Annotated in this window: 12 protein-coding genes; 3 read left to right on the top strand and 9 right to left on the bottom strand. The window is 58.0% G+C overall.

Annotated elements, in window-relative coordinates:
- Positions 1 to 327 precede the first annotated feature (327 nt).
- From PV433_RS25890 to PV433_RS25860, 7 genes are all read right to left on the bottom strand, one after another.
- Positions 328 to 2,205, bottom strand: a complete 1,878-nt coding sequence (locus PV433_RS25890; RefSeq protein WP_332074922.1) for a right-handed parallel beta-helix repeat-containing protein — start codon at positions 2,203 to 2,205, stop codon at positions 328 to 330.
- A 135-nt stretch (positions 2,206 to 2,340) separates the two neighbouring features.
- A complete protein-coding gene (locus PV433_RS25885) occupies positions 2,341 to 3,666 on the bottom strand; it encodes an ABC transporter substrate-binding protein (RefSeq protein WP_332074921.1) in 1,326 nt (441 codons plus the stop codon).
- A gap of 28 nt (positions 3,667 to 3,694) precedes the next feature.
- Positions 3,695 to 4,513: a glycerophosphodiester phosphodiesterase gene (locus PV433_RS25880; RefSeq protein ID WP_332074920.1), complete on the bottom strand. Its 819-nt coding sequence runs from the start codon at positions 4,511 to 4,513 to the stop codon at positions 3,695 to 3,697.
- A 114-nt stretch (positions 4,514 to 4,627) separates the two neighbouring features.
- The gene (locus PV433_RS25875) at positions 4,628 to 5,725 is read right to left on the bottom strand and encodes a zinc-binding dehydrogenase (protein WP_332074919.1); all 1,098 of its coding nucleotides are present in this window, start codon (positions 5,723 to 5,725) and stop codon (positions 4,628 to 4,630) included.
- A 121-nt stretch (positions 5,726 to 5,846) separates the two neighbouring features.
- Positions 5,847 to 6,608 carry a DeoR/GlpR family DNA-binding transcription regulator gene (locus PV433_RS25870; RefSeq protein WP_332074918.1) on the bottom strand — a complete coding sequence of 254 codons (762 nt, stop codon included), beginning with the start codon at positions 6,606 to 6,608 and terminating at the stop codon, positions 5,847 to 5,849.
- Positions 6,609 to 7,745: 1,137 nt separating this feature from the next.
- Positions 7,746 to 10,271, bottom strand: coding sequence for a phosphodiester glycosidase family protein (locus PV433_RS25865; protein ID WP_332074917.1), 2,526 nt, complete (start codon positions 10,269 to 10,271; stop codon positions 7,746 to 7,748).
- Between the two features lie 408 nt (positions 10,272 to 10,679).
- Positions 10,680 to 11,339 (bottom strand): adenylate kinase, encoded by a 660-nt coding sequence (locus tag PV433_RS25860; RefSeq protein ID WP_332074916.1) that lies wholly within the window; start codon positions 11,337 to 11,339, stop codon positions 10,680 to 10,682.
- 231 nt (positions 11,340 to 11,570) lie between these two features.
- Here PV433_RS25860 and PV433_RS25855 point away from each other — a divergent pair, with 231 nt between their 5' ends.
- On the top strand, positions 11,571 to 11,912 hold the full coding sequence (locus tag PV433_RS25855) for a DNA-directed RNA polymerase subunit alpha C-terminal domain-containing protein (protein ID WP_332074915.1): 342 nt from the start codon (positions 11,571 to 11,573) through the stop codon (positions 11,910 to 11,912).
- 219 nt (positions 11,913 to 12,131) lie between these two features.
- Complete coding sequence (locus PV433_RS25850) at positions 12,132 to 12,524, top strand: hypothetical protein (protein ID WP_332074914.1); 393 nt, start codon at positions 12,132 to 12,134, stop codon at positions 12,522 to 12,524.
- 312 nt (positions 12,525 to 12,836) lie between these two features.
- On the opposite strand, the gene PV433_RS25845 is transcribed toward PV433_RS25850, so the two are convergent.
- A complete protein-coding gene (locus PV433_RS25845; RefSeq protein ID WP_332074913.1) occupies positions 12,837 to 14,801 on the bottom strand; it encodes a TOMM precursor leader peptide-binding protein in 1,965 nt (654 codons plus the stop codon).
- 180 nt (positions 14,802 to 14,981) lie between these two features.
- Here PV433_RS25845 and PV433_RS25840 point away from each other — a divergent pair, with 180 nt between their 5' ends.
- Complete coding sequence (locus tag PV433_RS25840; protein WP_190932408.1) at positions 14,982 to 15,086, top strand: sporulation protein YjcZ; 105 nt, start codon at positions 14,982 to 14,984, stop codon at positions 15,084 to 15,086.
- Between the two features lie 107 nt (positions 15,087 to 15,193).
- On the opposite strand, the gene PV433_RS25835 is transcribed toward PV433_RS25840, so the two are convergent.
- Complete coding sequence (locus PV433_RS25835) at positions 15,194 to 16,768, bottom strand: SagB family peptide dehydrogenase (protein ID WP_332074912.1); 1,575 nt, start codon at positions 16,766 to 16,768, stop codon at positions 15,194 to 15,196.
- Between the last annotated feature and the right edge of the window lie 19 nt (positions 16,769 to 16,787).

The raw sequence follows: 16,787 nt of genomic DNA, 5'->3' as shown, positions 1-16,787 counted from the left end.
AGTGGAGATAAGCTTATTGATGGAATCAGGTCCTTCGTGCTCGGCATAAATGCTGGCATAGCGTCCCCAGTCGTCGGCGAAAGCAAACAAGATATTCAAATCGAAATCACCTTTCCTTAGAAAGATTTTTACGTCTCCTCGGCAAAATAATCATTCAAAATCCTTACCTATACCACTCGCCCACTAGTTCAAGCATATTAGAAATACATTCGACAATTATTTCCAAAATCCTTGTCTTCTTCATTCATATAACATCCTGCCGCCACGCCCAAAAAGCCCCGTCCGCCTATATAAACGGATCGGGGCTTTATGCCTTTATTGTTGTCTCTACTCCATATCCACCGGAGAGGTGACCGGCTCCGGAGATAAATCGCGCAGCGACCCGGACACCGCTTCGCAGCGCAGATCGTTGCCGTAGCGCGTTACGTTCGTAACGGTGTTGTGGATGTTCATGCCGTAGCGCGGCTTCGCCTTGCCGGGCTCAGTCCGGATCTGGTTGCCGATCACCCGGAAGTCGGAGGACGCACCCGACAAATAAATTCCGTCGTACCGGTTGTCCCCGATCTGGCTGACATTGATCATCTTGTTGTCCCGGATCGTCAGCAGCGACGCGGCACCTCCGACATTGAATCCATAGAAGCCGATATCCCGCATCACGTTGCCGGTCAACTCCGTTCTCGTGCAATCTGCCACGATCAATCCGTTCTTGGCGCCCGTCTCCATAATATTGTCCGAAACGATGCTGGAATCGCAAGATTTCAGCTGAATGACATGCCCGCCCACCTGTCTGAAGACGTTACCGGTAATGACGACGTTATGGATCGGAGCCGCTTGCTGTCCCTCCACATAAATGCCGGTGCCGCTTGCTCCCTCAATAATATTGCTCTCGACAACAAGATTGCTCGCCGGCTGGGTCGGCCATACGACGCCATGCTCATCCTTCGTGGAAGCCGAACCCGGCGCCGGCATCGTAATGAATATGCCGCCCGCCGCCTGCCGGATATAATTGCCGCTGACAATCGAGTTTCTCCATTTGAACGGCCGGATCGCCCAGTAGCTGCTGCCCTCGAACGTGTTGTTCGTTACCGTGATGTTGTCGTAAAATTTATCCGCCCCCGCGCTGTGAGCGCCGATGCCGCAAGGCCACGGAGCCGTGCCCGGCGTGCCGCTGCCGCCGAAATAACAATGGGTCACCGTTACTAGACGAGTAGCGGTATGATCCTTCGCAAAACCGCCGAAGCCTGCCTGCGTTGCCGGTTCCAGCTGGATCGCCTCTACGTAGTACCGGTCCTTGTCGCCTACGAATCCTAGGAAAGCGCACTCGTCGATCCGCACGTTCTCGACGCCGGTCAGCTCGACTGCATGGCCAAGCGGGACATCCTTAAGGGTAACCTTCCGGATCGTGATGCCGCTGGAGTGGGCCAAGGCGATACCCACGCTCGGATTAAGGAACCCGGCCGCATTGCAGTCGAGGACTCCGCCCTCAATCGTAATATTGCCGTTTCCCTCATACCCGTAAAAAATATCGCTCGTCTTGTAGTTCATCAGCAGAGCGCCCCGGTGCGAGCGAAGAAGAACAGCCGTATCGTCCAACAGCAGACGGGTATTGCGGTACAGATTCAAGCTCCGGGTCAGCTTGTATCGCCCGGCCGGGACACGGATGACAGCGCTTCCCAAACGGAGCGCCTCCTCCAGCGCCGCCTGTATCGCATCCGTATCATCGTTGACTCCGTCGCCCTTCGCCCCGAACCAGCGGACGTCGATGGGCGAAGCCGCTTCCGTCCTTCGGATATACCGGTCTCCCGAAGCCGTCACGACGATCGTCCCGTCATTGTCGGCCGAAGTGGTATCCGATGCGTCGTATACGAACACTCCTTCACGGCCGAGGTCGGTTACATAATAAACGTTGGACATCAGCGGACGTTTGCCGGCGCGAAGCTCGCCGATCGTAGCGGACAGGCACAACTTCAATTTCATCAGCTCATTCGGAGTCAGCCTCGCATACTCGCCGTCCGGACCGCCTGCGATAACCCCGCCGTATACCGAATCCGTTACGCCGGGGCCCGCCCCCGCCGCCTTGGCGAAGCTCCCCATAGCGGCGGCCATGCCCGCTGCGCCCATCGTAGACAACAGCGCTCTCCTGCTGATCGCGCGTCCCTTGCCCGGAGTCAAACTGCCGGATCGTTCCCCGTGTATCTTATTCACGTTACCCATTCCTCCCTTGTCGGTTGAGCAGACGGCAATGGGAGCCCCTGGGCTTCTCATGCTGGGGTGCTGCTTCGCGTCGTACCCGGGGGCTTGTCCGTTCGCCGCTTCCGTGCCTTGTTTGACGTTTATGGCTTATTTAGCCTTCTGCTTCTCTTCCTCCATCGCCTTAACCGCTTTCTCGTTGGCTTCGCGGAGCGCCGTATTGATATCCGTACCGCCCAGCACCGCCTTCATCGCATCGTTGACGTATGTATAGTTTTTGGCGTCATATTTCGTGCCCATCGGCGGCACGGCAGGTTTTACTTTGAATATGCCTGCGAGGTTTTTGTTTTTGAAAATATCCATGCTGCTGGCAAATTGCTTGCGAAGCTCCTCGTCCTTAAAGGCGGTCATCCGGCTGCCCTTGTTCATTTCCTTCTGCGCTTCGTCGGTAATCATCGCCTGAATGACCTGATACGCCGCCGCCTTGTTTTTGCTGGCCGGGGTGATGGTCAACAGATGGAAGTCGACTTCGCGGCCGACGCCTTTGCGGTCGTCAAAGGACGGGAACGAGACCAGATCCCAATTGAAGTCCTTGCCCGAGTCTTTGAGCGGCTTTACACGCGAGGCGAGCGCCGCGAGCCAGTACCCTTGCATGGCTACCTTCTGGTCCTTCAGGAAAAAGTCGATATTGTCTTTGGCATAATTCGTTTTCGGGTCGAACTGGCCCGGAATGTCATAGATTTGGCGAATGACGGAGAACACTTTCTTGTATTCTTCCGAGTCCAGAATCGGCTTCTCCATCTTCGCATCGACCGTCGCCAGCGAGTAGGCGCGGGTAAGCGCGGTTGCCGACGTGAAGTCGAGACCGATAATTTGCGTATCGCCGTCCTTGCGCGTCATTTTCTTAGCCAGCTCGATCGTCTCGCTCCAGGTCATCCCGTCCTTCGGATACGGCACGCCGAACTTGTCGAACAGGTCTTTGTTGTACGCAAGAATTCCGTAGTTCATCGCGAACGGCATTCCGAACAGCTCGCCCTTGCCGCCGAACGACTTCAGAACGTTGATCGTCTCCGGCTCGAACTTGGTCAGATCGGTTTTTTCCTTATTGACGAACTCGTTCAAATCGCTGGCTAGTCCCCGGTCGATCATGTCGTGCATGTAATAGTTGCTTGTCGCCACCAGGTCGGGGGTATCGCCGGCCGTAATGAGCTGATCCAGCGACCGTCCTGTAAGCAGCTCAACGGTGATATGCGGATATTTGGCGCGAACTGGCTTCAATACGAACTCTTCCAGGTTGTCCGGGGTAATGCCGGCTCCGTTGTTCACGATCGTTAGTTTGACAGGCTGCGGCGGCTCCTCCGGTTTTTTCGGATCTTCTCCGGCCGGGTTCGCCGAACCTCCGCCATTTTGCCCGCAAGCGGTTAGAACAAGAAGCAATGCGGCCATCCCCAAATATAAAGATTTCTTATAATTCATGTGTTGGTTTCCCCTCTCGCCTTCATGCTTACTCGTTTTGCCGGCTTTGCCAGCTTTGCACGCATTCCAGAAACCGTGCCGGCTCGTCCGTCGCGTACCAGCGGATTCCCAAGTTCAGCAGCAGATCCATCGATTTGCCGTCGAAGGTAAATGGCAGCGCTTCCAAGTCCACTCCTGCCGCCAACGTTTCGGACAATGCCTCCCGCAAAAATGGTTTCTCCAGCTGGAACGGCCATCCTTCGTCTCCGCCGGCTTTGATATGGAACTGGATCTGATCCAACCCTTCGAATCCGGAATCGCGCGCCTGACGGTACGTCTCCATAATCCGCTCGGGGCTGCCGCCGATCCACAGCATCGTCCGCACGCCGGATGCGATGCGCTTCATACTTTTGCAATTTTCCTGAATATTATGAGTGAAAATCACCTGTTTATTAATACCGTATTCGTCGATCAGTTTACCGAGTTGCTCCAAATCGACCTGCTTGAGATCCAGATAAACGAGGCGTTCCGGTCTCCCCTTCATCTCCTCGAACATCTCGCGGAGAGCGGGAATGGTCTCTCCGCGGAATTTCTCGTCGAACTTGACGCCGGCATCCCAAGCGCTAATTTCATCGAAGGTAAACTCGGAGATCGGGAGATGACTCACGTCCGCAGGCGCCGTCGTCGTCCGGGCCGGAGTCGCGTCATGCAGGCAGACGATGACCCCATCCTTGGTCGTCCGGATATCCGCTTCCGGAATCCCTCCCAGCGACCACGCATAACGGTTCGCCCCCATCGTATTGTCGGGCGCTTCGTAAGCTCCGCCGCCCCGGTGCGCTTGCCAGTATACTTGATTCGTCTCCGTCATCGTCCGATCACTCCGTTTTCTTCGTTTCATTGGCAATCCGTGCGGATTTGCCTTATACTGGTTATGGTTATGTTTGTTTTTCTTTGTGCGGTGCTGTTGAATTTCACGGTCTGGTCACCAGTGGAATTGCAGCACTGTTTTTTTCCAATCGCGATGGGCCGCCGCCTCTTCCATCGCTTCGATATAGTCTTCCACCTTGCGGACCGGCTTCGTCCGCTCCGGCAGCAATCTTCGCAGCGTCTCCTGGCACGTCGGACGTCTCATCAGCTCCATAACCGCCTGGAAGTCCCGGCTCATGCTGCGGCTGCTCCCGATGACCGTTATGCCCTTCTCCAAAATGTCCCTCGTGTTGATCGGCACCCGTTCCTCTGTCACGCCCATGAGGATCAATACGCCTCCCGGCTTCAGCAGGTCGATCGCCTGGTTCACCGCGCTTTCGCTGAAACGTCCGCCCGTACATTCGACCGCCACGTCAACCGGCTCGGCTGCGCCGAAATCGAATTGCTGAACGAGCTCTCTTCTTGCAAACTGGAACTGCTCCAGTTTTTCTTCGATCGCGCCAAACGCGAGCAGCCGATCCTGGCCGAGTCCGGCCGCATGATGCAGCATCGCCGCCGTCAAATACCCTACCGGCCCGTCGCCGAATACTGCCGCGCTCATATTCCCCCAGCGTTCCTTGACGCGGGTGATCGCTTGATACGACACGGAACATAACTCCGTGAGCACCGCGATCTCATCCGGTACTTCTTCCGGCACCGGAATGGCGCAGCCGGCCGGAACGACGATTCGCCGCTGGGCGATTCCGTCTATGCCGCTTCCGAGAAAACGTCCCCGGTAGCAATAATTGTCTCCCGCAGCTCCCCGGCATGCCGGGCAGCAATCCTCACGCTTCGTTCCGTCCAGCATATAACCCGGCATATTCGGAACGATAACTACGTTCTGCCCTTCCTTACATCCTGCATCCCTGCTGACTACCACTTTGCCGATTCCTTCGTGAAGGAGCGACATCGGCAGCTTCCGAGCGAGCGCTTCCGGCCTTCTTTGCCCGGTGTAATAGCGCAAATCCGCATGACAGATACTCGCAAGCGTAGGTTCGACGACGACATAACCGTCAGGAACGGTGTGCTCTAGAACGACTTCACGGATCAGTTTCGGTTGAAGCAGACGATAAGCTCGGGATGGAACGATGGTTGTTGTTGTCTGCTCTTTCATGCACAGCCCCCTCTTCCAGTATTGAGCGATATGAACGTTTACTCCTAATTGCCAAAATCGTTCGAGCGTTTCTCCGCCCGCCAAGAGAGGGGCCGGGAGAAGCGGGTCGCGGACCGCGCCGTTATACCGTGATGACGTCTACGCCGGACTCCCGGAATGGCTTCAACTGCAGCTCGGAAGCTTCGGCTCCCGTCACGAACGTGTGGATGGCATGGAGCGGCGCTACGTTATGCAGCGATACTTTGCCGATCTTCGTATCGTCCGCTACGACGATAATCGCCTGCGCCGCCCGGATCATTCCTTGCTTGGCCGGAATCAGCTGCGCCTCCGGATGGGTCAGCCCGAACTTCGGATGGATCGCCGGCGTCCCGATAAACGCTTTCTGGACGTGCAGCGAGCCGAGGACGTGATCGGTGAACATGCCGTTCAGCATATAGCTGGAGCGGTACAGCTGCCCCCCGGTCACGATGACCGTTACGCCGGAAGCGTCACGCAGCTCGGCGGCCACGTTCATATCGTTGGTCACGACCGTCAGATTGGACCGGTTGATCAAGTTTTGGGCGATATGAAGCGTTGTCGTCCCCGAATCCAAAATGATATGATCCCCGTCCTCGACCAGCTCAGCCGCTTTCTTGCCAATCCGCTTCTTCTGCTCGAGCTGATCGCCCGCCCGCTCCGAAAACGAAGGCTCGATATTGGCTCCCCGGTCTACGACTACCCCGCCGTGCGTTCGGCGCAGCAACCCTTCCTGCTCAATCTCCGCCAGATCGCGGCGAATCGTCGCCTCGTGCACCTGGAATTCCTTAGCCAGCTCGGCAACGGTTCCTACCCGCTTCTCCTTCACAAACTCTACGATGCGCAATTTCCTTTCTGCAGGCAACATGAGAACCCCCCTCTCTTTGTGCGCGAATTAGCTCGATATTCTACTATAATTGTTCATATTCACTCGTTTCCAGTATATATTTGCCATAGCGTGTAGTCAATACAATTACATAAACTTCATAACTGTTGCTAGGCATTGTTGATTCTTACAGAGAATAGGCCGTATGGCGCGGGGGGGAGCAGCCTCTGCACACAATCAAACACAAACGCGCAATTTTCACATTCATTTGCACAAATATATTAATGAAATTGCCTAACGCCGAGGGGCGGTGGGAGATCGCCGTTCGCCTGGAGTCTAGGCGTAGGAGGGAATGAGGAGTTGTTGAGGAGTTGAGGCAAACAAAGCCGGAGAGCCGGCGCGTAACCGGGCACCGCGTTCCGGAAGTCGCGCTTGCCGTGCTCAGGCATGGACGATCTCCGTACCAAGCCGATCGTGGGCAGACGGAATTGTACGACATTAGGGAGTATCTTGTCCATTTAAAGACCGACTAGCGGATGGGAAACTAAAAGTAATAGTCGGCAGGTACGCGGGACCATATGAGTTGGGTATATGGGAGGTATTGGGAGTAAGGGGAGTTGGGGTGCGGGGTGCTGGGTGCGGGGTGTGGGGGATTGGGCTGTAACCGGATAAGATAAGAGCTAGTAGAGAGGCTGTCGATTCAATGTGCAGAATGCACCAACGACACGCGCGGCAGTCTGAAACAGTAACGTTCCAAACTGACGCATTAACGGCCGCACCCTTCGTGGATATCCGAGACCAACTTGCGGGCGCAACAGCTCCTTCCAGTCACTCCGATCTCCCGGCTCAGTCGACCCGCCTTGTTACTCCATTCTGCGCAGCACAGCAGACTCGCTCTTCCGCTCCAATCTCTACTTATATCTACCGCCCCGCGCTCCATTCTGCACGCACCGCAAACCCGTCCAGTACTCCAATCCGCACGGTTACCGCAGTCTCGCTTTGCCGCTCCAATCCACACGGTTCAGTAACCCACCATGGCGCTCTTATCCGTCCGGCCTGGTCACCCCACCTTGCCACTCCACTCTGCACGACAACGCCGAACCGCATCGACACTCCAACCTCCCGGTCCAGCCTCCCCGCCTAAACGCCCCCGCCTGTCCGTTAGCGCGAAACGCCCCGCTACTCGTCCCGCCCGATTCTAAACGTCCAGGAGACGGGCGGCACGGCCGCGGTTCCGTTATTGTCGGCCGCTTCGACGACGACCCGGTGTTCGCCCTCGGCCAAGTCCGCGTCCGGCACGAACCGGACACGCCCCGACAGCGGATCGTACCGGTGCTCCACAACCATGCCGTCCAGCCACATCCGGATCGTCGACAGATGAACGCCACTTCCTTCGTCCGCGACTGCCGCGCAGATTGCCGGCCTGCGTTCCAGACACGTCTCCTCCGGAGCGGGAGACAGCGGTTCGATAAGCGGGCCTTCCACGTCTTCGTTCAAGTCCATATACTCCGCTCTAAAATGATCCAGGTAAATCGTGCCCGCCGTCTTCCGCGCGGCTTCCGCCTGGACGAAGGACAACGAGCGTACCCTCACGGGAAATACGACCGTCCCGGGAACGCCGGCATGCACGTACTTCCACCCTTTCCAGTACACTCCTTCGTCTCCGGTCATGTTCAGGCGATATAGGTGCCCCTCGGCATCGGTCATGTTAAGCCGCAGCATATGCCCCTTCGCGTCCCCGCACACCCAGACGCCGAATCGCCAGGGAGCGCCGCCGATACGACGTCCATCTCCGCCAACGCCGCCATCCCAGCCACTGCCATCTTCACCGTCTTCACCGGTCAACCGGATGACCGCTTCCGATACGCCCTTGCAGTCCGTGAAATCATAGGTCAGCTTCCCGGAAAAGGTGCCGTACCGCACCGGCTGGGGGCGAGCTGCGCGAACGAGCGAAACCGAACCTTCAACGGCGTTCACCCCGTCCGCGGTTATACCGTCCAACTGCTCAAAATCAGCGATTATATCAGGCAGAAGCCCGACCCGGATCGCGGCCTCGACCTTGGCTTCCTTATAAGCAGCCGAGACGACTCCTTGCCCGAGCTGCCCTGCTGCGTGAAAGATCCCTTCCGCCGTCACGTAACCGGATCCGCCCTCCACCGTCCAGACGAGCTGCTCCGGAGAGAGCCAGATCCGCTCGCCCATCGCGTCGTATGCATACGCCCGTAACGGCCGGACGCCGCCCGGCTCTACCACAAGCGGGGACGGTTCCAACTGCAGCCGGGAGACCGTGCATAACACGGAAACTTCGGTCCTCTGCACGATGTCCCCGCACCTAACCGAGACCCAGCCGCTAGTGTCCGCGTATCCCGCTGTGAACGCCCCCGCCTCGTCCAGACGGCCGATCTCCCCGCCCAGCTTCCATAGCAGCTCCTCCTGCCGGATCGCAACCGCATTGCCGTAAGCGTCCCGGCCTTTGACGACGAACGGAATCGCGCCGCCCGCCAAAACGCGCACTTGCCGCCCCGGCAACAGCACGAGCTCCTTCAGTGTACCGGCCGGAGCCGTGCTCGCGATGGCGACCGCGTTGCCTACCGCTCTTTCGAATCCGTCGGACGGCCGGTTGCACAAAGCGGCGCGCTCCTCACCGGGCCTGCGCACATAACAAGTAGTCGAGCCGCCGCCGTCCACATTAATGGCCTGCTCCATGCCGAGCGATTGCATATAATAGCCGCTCTCCGCCAGCGTAATCCCGTCGGAATGTCCGGCCTGCCGCCCGTCCGCCGAGATCAGATACAGCTTCCCCCGCTTCACCGCAATCATCGTCCGGGGGTGGCGGTCGCTGTTATGACGGATCGCCGGGTCGAGCAGCCCGGAAGGCACTTCGCCGTCCCTCAGCAGAACGCAGCCCAGCGTCGAGCTTCCCGATACGACCTGGATCGCTCCGTCGATGTCCGAACCGAACGACACATCGAACCGCACCCTCATACCCGGAACAAGGTGTCTGCCCACCCATTCCGCCTTCACTCCGGCGGCCGATAGCACCAGTTGCCCTTCCCCGATCGCCGTATCGGACGCTGCCGCAACCTGTGCGACCGTACCAGATATCGTCCTGCCCGGCAAAATCGCAGCATTTCCTCCTTCGACGGCAATAACCGCCTCCACTTGATCGCCGGACGTTCGGGTCGACTTGCCGTACCGGAAATTATACAGTACCGCCTGCTCCCGGCCGGAAGAACCCCAAGCCCGGTTCAGCATGTCTACGCGCAGGGCCTCCCCGTCCTCACCGGTTACCGTCATCTCCATCGGGACCGCTTCATGAAGACTAACCGTGCCGTCCCCTTTGACAGCCAGGAGCACTTTCGTCGTCTGCGGCGACGTAACCGCCTCTCCGTTCGTCACCTGCAGCCCGGACGGAACGCCCGCATAGCTGAAAAAATCCCCGTTGTATCCGGCGACAATCCGCTTGCCCTCGGCTTCCAGCTGACACAGCATCTCCCCGACCGTTTCGAGACCGGTGACACCGCCCCCTGACGAATATGCCTCCAGACGCAGATAAGGATCGGACACGTCCACCTCCGTCATTTGCACGGACAGCTGCAGGTCCCGTCCTCTCAGCTCGCGGCTCGTATGATAAACGCCCGGCGCCACCCGGAAAGCTTCCTCCTGCTTGACGACCCATTCCCGTACATTCCGCGCTTGATTCATCCCATTCATCCCTCAATCGGCTTCAATGATTCTATATAATCAATTTAGTTTATAAATTTATTTGATTAATATATCATACGGGAGCCACCTCTGTTTGGCAAATCCTTTTTGGCTCTTGGAATGCCCGGAGAGGAGCTTGTCGGAGAAGCTTGCGGCTGGGAGGCGAGGGAGACTTTTCCCCCAGAGGGTTCGCCTGACACGGGAACGTCCTCATTTCCAAACGAAAGGACCTCAAATTCCGCTGCAAAGGGGAGATTAAGGTCCTTTATCTCAAAGAAAACCGGTTCTAAACGGGTTCCAAAAATCGCATATAGCCTTGTAGAACAGCCCTGCCCCTTGCTAATGATGCCGGCGGCCTGCTCACACACGCCTCCCGGGAGCGATGCAGCCGCCCTTCTCCGCCATCCTTCACTTTCCATCAGACCGGATGTCCAGGCATTCCAAGATCTCACTTGACACCGCGCCGACCTCCTGCGATCCGTCAACCGTCCGCAAGATTCCTGCCGCTTTGTAATAACATGCCAAACGGTCGGTAAGGTCTTTATTGATCCGCAGCCGCTCTATAACCGTCGATTGCTGATCGTCTTCGCGATGAATCAGCCGTTCCCCGCACAAGTCGCAGCGGTCGGCGTTTTGGGGAGGTTGATAGATTTGGTGATACGAAGCGCCGCACCCCGAGCACACCCTTCGCCCCGTCAGCCGTTCCAGCAAAAGCGTCTCGTCCACTGCAACATCAATCACGCGGTCGATGCGCATGGAACGGGAAGCCAAATATTGATCCAGCGCCTCGGCTTGAATAACGTTCCGGGGAAAACCGTCCAGCAGAAATCCTTTTTCGCAGTCGGCCCCGGCCAACCGTTTAACCGCTAATCCAATCGTCACCCCGTCCGGCACCAGCTCCCCCTTTTCCATATATTCGCGCACCTGCAGACCAAGCTCCGTCCGCTCCTGCACCGCTTTTCTAAACAATTCCCCTGTTGAAATATGCGGAATCCGCAAATCTTCCGCAATCCGTTTCGCCTGCGTCCCTTTTCCGGCGCCCGGCAGTCCAAGCAGTAAAATAATCATCCGGTATCCTCCCTCTCCGACCATGGAATCTTCACAAAAGCGTGCAACCTGAAGCTGGAACCTTCCCTTCATACGCTGGAAAACTTTCACCGTTCCCGGTGTGATAAATATCACATTCTCTCTCTACTATCGGCGGTACAATGAATTACATACTCTTCCATATACGGCAGCGGCCTTGTCGCGGACATTCCGCCGGGGCATACCTAAAATCTTACTACGGAGTGAACGGATATGAACACGATCGCCACCAGACGTGTGCCACTGAAGCAATTTATCCCTGTTGTAGCGGAAGAATGCCGGAAGCTCGACTTGTACTGCCTCTTATCGCTGGCCCGCGAAGACGATTACCGGCCTTTGCTTCTGAAAATTGTCCATACGCTTCATTCCAGCGGTTACCAATCGCTCGGCGACGTTCTCGACATGAACGAAATCCAACTGAACAAAATAAAAGGCATGGGCGACAAATCAAGGCAATCGCTGCTGGACTTATTGGAGCGCGCCTCCAGCCGGACCGATATTCTTCTCCGAAGCCCCTACGGTATCTCGGAGAAACATAAGGCGCAATCGAACTAACCGGATACGGTAGACGGGAGGCGGGCGGAGCTTGAACCTGCTTCCGTGTCCGTTTTCCGTGTTTTCCATGTTTCCCGTGCGCGCGTCCCCCCTGTCCCCCTGTTTCCTCCAACACCTCTCCTTCGGCAGCACGACACCATCCACAAAACTCCAATTCTGCAACTTCCGGAAGTTTACCTGCGTCTAAGAGTAAGCGATCTCAATAACAGGAGGGGTGCCATGAGCCGGAAGGCCAGAATCATCACTGGGTGTGCCGCTGTCGTTGTTCTCATCGGCGCTTTGCTGTATATGTTTCGGGTAACGGGCAGCGAAGTTGTCGTCTACTCTCTGGAGCAAATGAACCCGGAACAGTTGAACAACGAAATCATTTTCAAAGATAAACAAACGATACGCGCCTTCACCTACGCCGTCCGATTCGCCAACAAACAGCCGGGCGTAGGCAAGATGGCGCCTCCTGCTTACAAATTCGTTCTCGATCACGAGGAGTACTATTTATGGCTGCTCCCGAAGCAATCGTTCGGCGAAATTGCCAAGGTGAGAGAATCCGGAACCGTCTACAAATTAAGAAAAACATCGGCTGCCAGCCTGCAAAGGATTTTGCGGCCGGAGTGAATACGTCTGCCGCCCGCAGCTGCGCGTGCTGCCGAGAACATGCTTCCCCCTTCAGCGGGTTGGTATCGTCTGCGAGACAAGCTTGTCCATACGGCTTCCGCAGCTGCCACTCTCCACTCCTATTGCCGAAGTAGGGGGAGGGCGGAGCGCCGTTTGCTTATCCCCGGCGTTCCTTCTACTATTTACCGGACGCCTGCTGGGTTCCTGCCTCGCGATTCATAAAATTGGCTTATGACCAGCCTCGCTGCTGACGAACCCAAAAGGAAAGAGACCGCCGCCGGAAACGGTTCCTTCCCCTGCTTCCCCTTACATTCATATAAATGGGTGCGGATGCGGGTTCAGCTGTTCTTTCGTAAGCGGCCGCTCCGCGTACCCCAGCCGGACCGGCACGCGATAGACCCGCTCCAGCCCGGCTACCCGGCTTTGCTGATAGCCGAACGTCATCGGCAGCATCCCGGGGATGAGCACCTTGACGCAAAACAAGCCGCTGCGCCCCGTCTCCGGCGAAGTCTGGTCGATCACGATGACATCGAGCCCCAAGCGGCGAAACCGCCGGACCAGATCCAACAGATCGCCGGTCAGATCGGCGCGGAGGGCTGTCGCGCCATCGCCGAACTGTTCCCGAAACGTCCGCAGCGGACGATCCGGGGCGAGCAGAAAATGCAGACGCTCCTCCGCTTGGGGCAATCCGTACAGCAGGACATGGTGCATCATATGCGTGACTAGCGACGGGTCCCCCACCATCCGCTCCGCTTCCTCGCGAGCCTCTGCCAAAACGTCCTGCAGTTGAAACAGCATGCCCGCCAGCTCGTGTACGGCGCTTTTCGCAGCCCGCAGCGGGTCCGGGTGCGCTCCGGCCGCGCACAGAAGGTTCAGCTTCGCCTCCCCCGAAGTGATGGTTCTCGCCACCGCCCAAATCGCAGGAATGCCGTTCTCCATCGTCATGTTGTAGAGCGACACTTCGTAACCGGCTACCGCGCGCAGCCGGGCTACCATTAATTGCAGCTCCGCGTCACCGGAGCCGGGGTCCAGCCGGGGAAGCGGCAGCCTGGCATACCAGGTCAGCAGAAACGAATCGCGCTCCACCACCTCCAATACACCGTGCAGGATCGCTTCCTCCAGACTCCCCCCGATCGCGCAGCCGTTGGACCCTTCGTAGACGAATCCGCCCCCGTAGTTCAAGCTGTAGTAGGCGAGTGATTCCGGGACAAGAATCGGACGTTCCAGCAGAAAGGAATACCCCCATACCCAGTCCATCGGGGCGTCCGCTTCGTACGGCTCGAACGGAAAATCGGGCAGCGCGTACTGCTCCGCCGAAAACAAGCCGACCCGGACCGGATTCAGCGCCTGACCGGCCAGATGGTTGTAGCTGTCGCGCACGACCGTCCGTTTGCCGCGCGGTCCTTGGCCGCAGTTCCGCTCTAAAGCTTCCAGCACGGCGGTTAATTCGCTGGACGCGAAGGAATGGCTTCGCCCGGCGGATATCTCGCTCCCGAGTGCAAACGACGGAAGGCTCATTCGTACCGAGGCAAACACCGAGTCGGTGTCATACACTTTCTCATTAATCAGTCCGAGCCGCGAATCCACATAGGAAAGGAGCAGATCCCGCATATCCTCCAGCCTGCGGCTTCGATAGCTGTCCGCATGGGCTTTCGGTCTGGGCTGCAGTACAAGAGCGGCAGCCTCCTTCGAATCGGCGGGAAGTTGACCGCAGGCCGGACATAGCGGTTCCGGCAGGAAGCGGTGAAGCGAGCTCTCGAGCGTATTCAGGTTAACGATCGCCATATGCTCCTGCAAGCGGGAGCGCCGCCCCAGCAGCAAGTTTCGGATTTCCCCGACAAGGATATGGGCGGTCTGCCATAACCCGGCCAGCGGCGGCGGGCCCGCCGCCAGTATGCCGCCTCCGGAAGCAGCGTCTTCGATCAACGATACATAGTCCCGCCGTTCGGGCCGGCGTCCGATCAAAAGCCGCCGCTGATCGGCGCACCTGGAACAGCCCGCTGTTCCAGGGCGCACCAGCGGGCCTGCGAATCCTTCGTCATCCACCGTAAATCCGCGCAGCCAAGGAACGCCGGTCCGTCCCAGCACTTCCTCCGCATCCGCATAATCGTCGGCGTATCCGCCGTCGTACACCACTACTGCGAGCTTCGCCGCACCCGGGATATCCGCGGATAAACCGTTCCGCCGGATCACCTCAAATGGGCCGGAGCCCGATAATTCTCTGCCTACCAAATCCGCTAATGTCCCTTTGCCGACAACCGGCACGGTATGTTTCAAGCGAAATCCTCCTGTTGCAGCGGCCTGCGCCGAAGATGAAGAGCGATACGAATCCGGAAGAAAAACGGAACGGATGCAATGGGCTGCACCGATCGTATAGGGCATACGTCCAAACCATATGGATTTGCACACATACTATGTCGTTGTAGTGATCAAGAAGAGAAAGGCGGTGAAACTAATATGTCCGGTATCGGAGGCTTTAGCTGCGGAGGCGGCTTTACCAGCACGGGTGTGATCCTCGTCCTGTTCATCCTGCTCGTTATCGTATCGAGAGCGTTCATCTAGTCTCGATCAGCACTCGAGGGTGCCCAAAGCGGCAAGCTGGCGCTCGTGCGGCGTCAGCTTGCTTTGCTTTTCGGCGACGGAAGACAGGGGTACGATCGCCCGCCCGCTCAAGTGCGCAGCCCTCCCTCCAGACGGGCGCTGGGGCGATAGGATCCGACAGGGAGCTGAATGAGGCACGTCTTTCCTTGCGGATCGAACCGGTAGAGGGCATCGCAGGTAGCGCTGTCGAATCCGAGCAGCGGGCGCCCGCCCATGCCGAGCGAAGACGCCGCCAGCAGCAGCCGCTGTATGAGCAAACCCGCCTCCATCTGCTGAATCCGGTAGCCGCGGTAGCCTAACTCAGCCTTGTAGAAATGTTGCGGACCCGCCACGTGCAGACAGATCGGCACTTGAAATAAATTGACGTTGTCCAGATACATACCCCGCTGCAGATCAGCCCGGTGATCTCCGGGGTTAAGCCGCCGCAGCGCGTGTACGTCCGGATCGTAGCGGTAAGCTCCGTCCGGCACGCCCTCGACATGGGTGAAACAGCCGTACAGCTGAACGCGCGAAGCGGGAACGCCGGGAGCTGCATCCAGATCGCTGCGGAACCTGCGGGCGGCGGCTTCCTGCAGCATCCCGCCAACCCGTGCCCCCGGCGGGCGGCTCATCACGAAGCCGGCTTCCGGCGACTGCCGGCGGCGGCACTTGTCGGCCAGATCGCCTACCGGAACGCCGGTACGGGGCAAATAAACCGCCCGCAGTGCGCTGTCCGCCTGCGGCTCCGGCGCAACCTGCCGGAAAACGCCCGAACGCTCCAGCATGGACGCTTCGTTCATGCGGACCAGCATCGGATAAGGCTTTTTATTACGCGATCGCTCTAGAACAACAGGGCGGATGGGGTCCAGCTCCCGGCTCAGCTCCGCCGCCCGGACATCGCTTTCGTCCCGTCCTCCGTCCAGAAACCAGTCGTCGGCCGGCTCCGTGGAGAGCGGAATGATCGCATACACGCTCTCTTCCTCGCCCGCTAACCCGAGCAGACGATGAACCGCCCGGTCCAGAAACTGATAGCACAGCCCGCATGCGAAGCCGAACCGGTCCGCCACCTCGAGCGTTTGCCCGATCAGCGCGCCGGTGTCCAGTCCTTGCAGCCGGTAGGCCAATTGATTGTACTTGTAATAATTTTTCCAGAACACGGTCGATATGAAAATTGCGGCAAAGCAGGAGCGCATCTTGCAGCGGTTGCCCAAAGCACGTTCCATATACGGATCAAAGTTGCCCTGGCGAAGCAGGAGAAGCCGGTGATGGGCGGCATCGTAATGATAGACCCCTTCCGGAGCGCCGTCGATTTTCAAATACACATAAAGCTCGTTCGGATACAGCCCGCCGCCCGAAGGAACGAACCGGCGGTGCAGGTGCATGGAATTCAAACCCGGACTCATCGATTCGGGAACGTACACCTGACTGAACTGCGTCAATCCGTACATATACCACAGCATATGCCCGATCCTCGTCAGATCGGGAGAGGCGGGCGTGCTCCGTCCGGCGAGAGCAAGAGGCGCTTCCGCACATAACGGCACAGCCGGCAAGCCCCGGTACAGCTTATATTTGAGCGGGGCATCCTCCCAGTCCACTTGCCAATCGGACGGTCCGGACTCGCGAGGACTCGCATGGAGATTGCGCAGATAAGCTTCCAGACTCATCCCTATCCCTCCTCGGACC

Source organism: Paenibacillus sp. GYB004, assembly GCF_036577605.1.
In the GTDB taxonomy this organism is placed as follows: Bacteria; Bacillota; Bacilli; order Paenibacillales; family NBRC-103111; genus Paenibacillus_AB; species Paenibacillus_AB oceani.
The sequence above is the reverse complement of the archived record's forward strand: the minus strand, read 5'-3'. Positions and strand labels throughout refer to the sequence as shown.

Bases quoted from the DNA above. Each gene is read 5' to 3' on its own strand.
- PV433_RS25885 (WP_332074921.1), bottom strand. From the start codon at position 3,666: ATGAATTATAAGAAATCTTTATATTTGGGGATGGCCGCATTGCTTCTT.
- PV433_RS25880 (WP_332074920.1), bottom strand. From the start codon at position 4,513: ATGACGGAGACGAATCAAGTATACTGGCAAGCGCACCGGGGCGGCGGA.
- PV433_RS25875 (WP_332074919.1), bottom strand. From the start codon at position 5,725: ATGAAAGAGCAGACAACAACAACCATCGTTCCATCCCGAGCTTATCGT.
- PV433_RS25870 (WP_332074918.1), bottom strand. From the start codon at position 6,608: ATGTTGCCTGCAGAAAGGAAATTGCGCATCGTAGAGTTTGTGAAGGAG.
- PV433_RS25865 (WP_332074917.1), bottom strand. From the start codon at position 10,271: ATGAATCAAGCGCGGAATGTACGGGAATGGGTCGTCAAGCAGGAGGAA.
- PV433_RS25860 (WP_332074916.1), bottom strand. From the start codon at position 11,339: ATGATTATTTTACTGCTTGGACTGCCGGGCGCCGGAAAAGGGACGCAG.
- PV433_RS25855 (WP_332074915.1), top strand. From the start codon at position 11,571: ATGAACACGATCGCCACCAGACGTGTGCCACTGAAGCAATTTATCCCT.
- PV433_RS25850 (WP_332074914.1), top strand. From the start codon at position 12,132: ATGAGCCGGAAGGCCAGAATCATCACTGGGTGTGCCGCTGTCGTTGTT.
- PV433_RS25840 (WP_190932408.1), top strand. From the start codon at position 14,982: ATGTCCGGTATCGGAGGCTTTAGCTGCGGAGGCGGCTTTACCAGCACG.
- PV433_RS25835 (WP_332074912.1), bottom strand. From the start codon at position 16,768: ATGAGTCTGGAAGCTTATCTGCGCAATCTCCATGCGAGTCCTCGCGAG.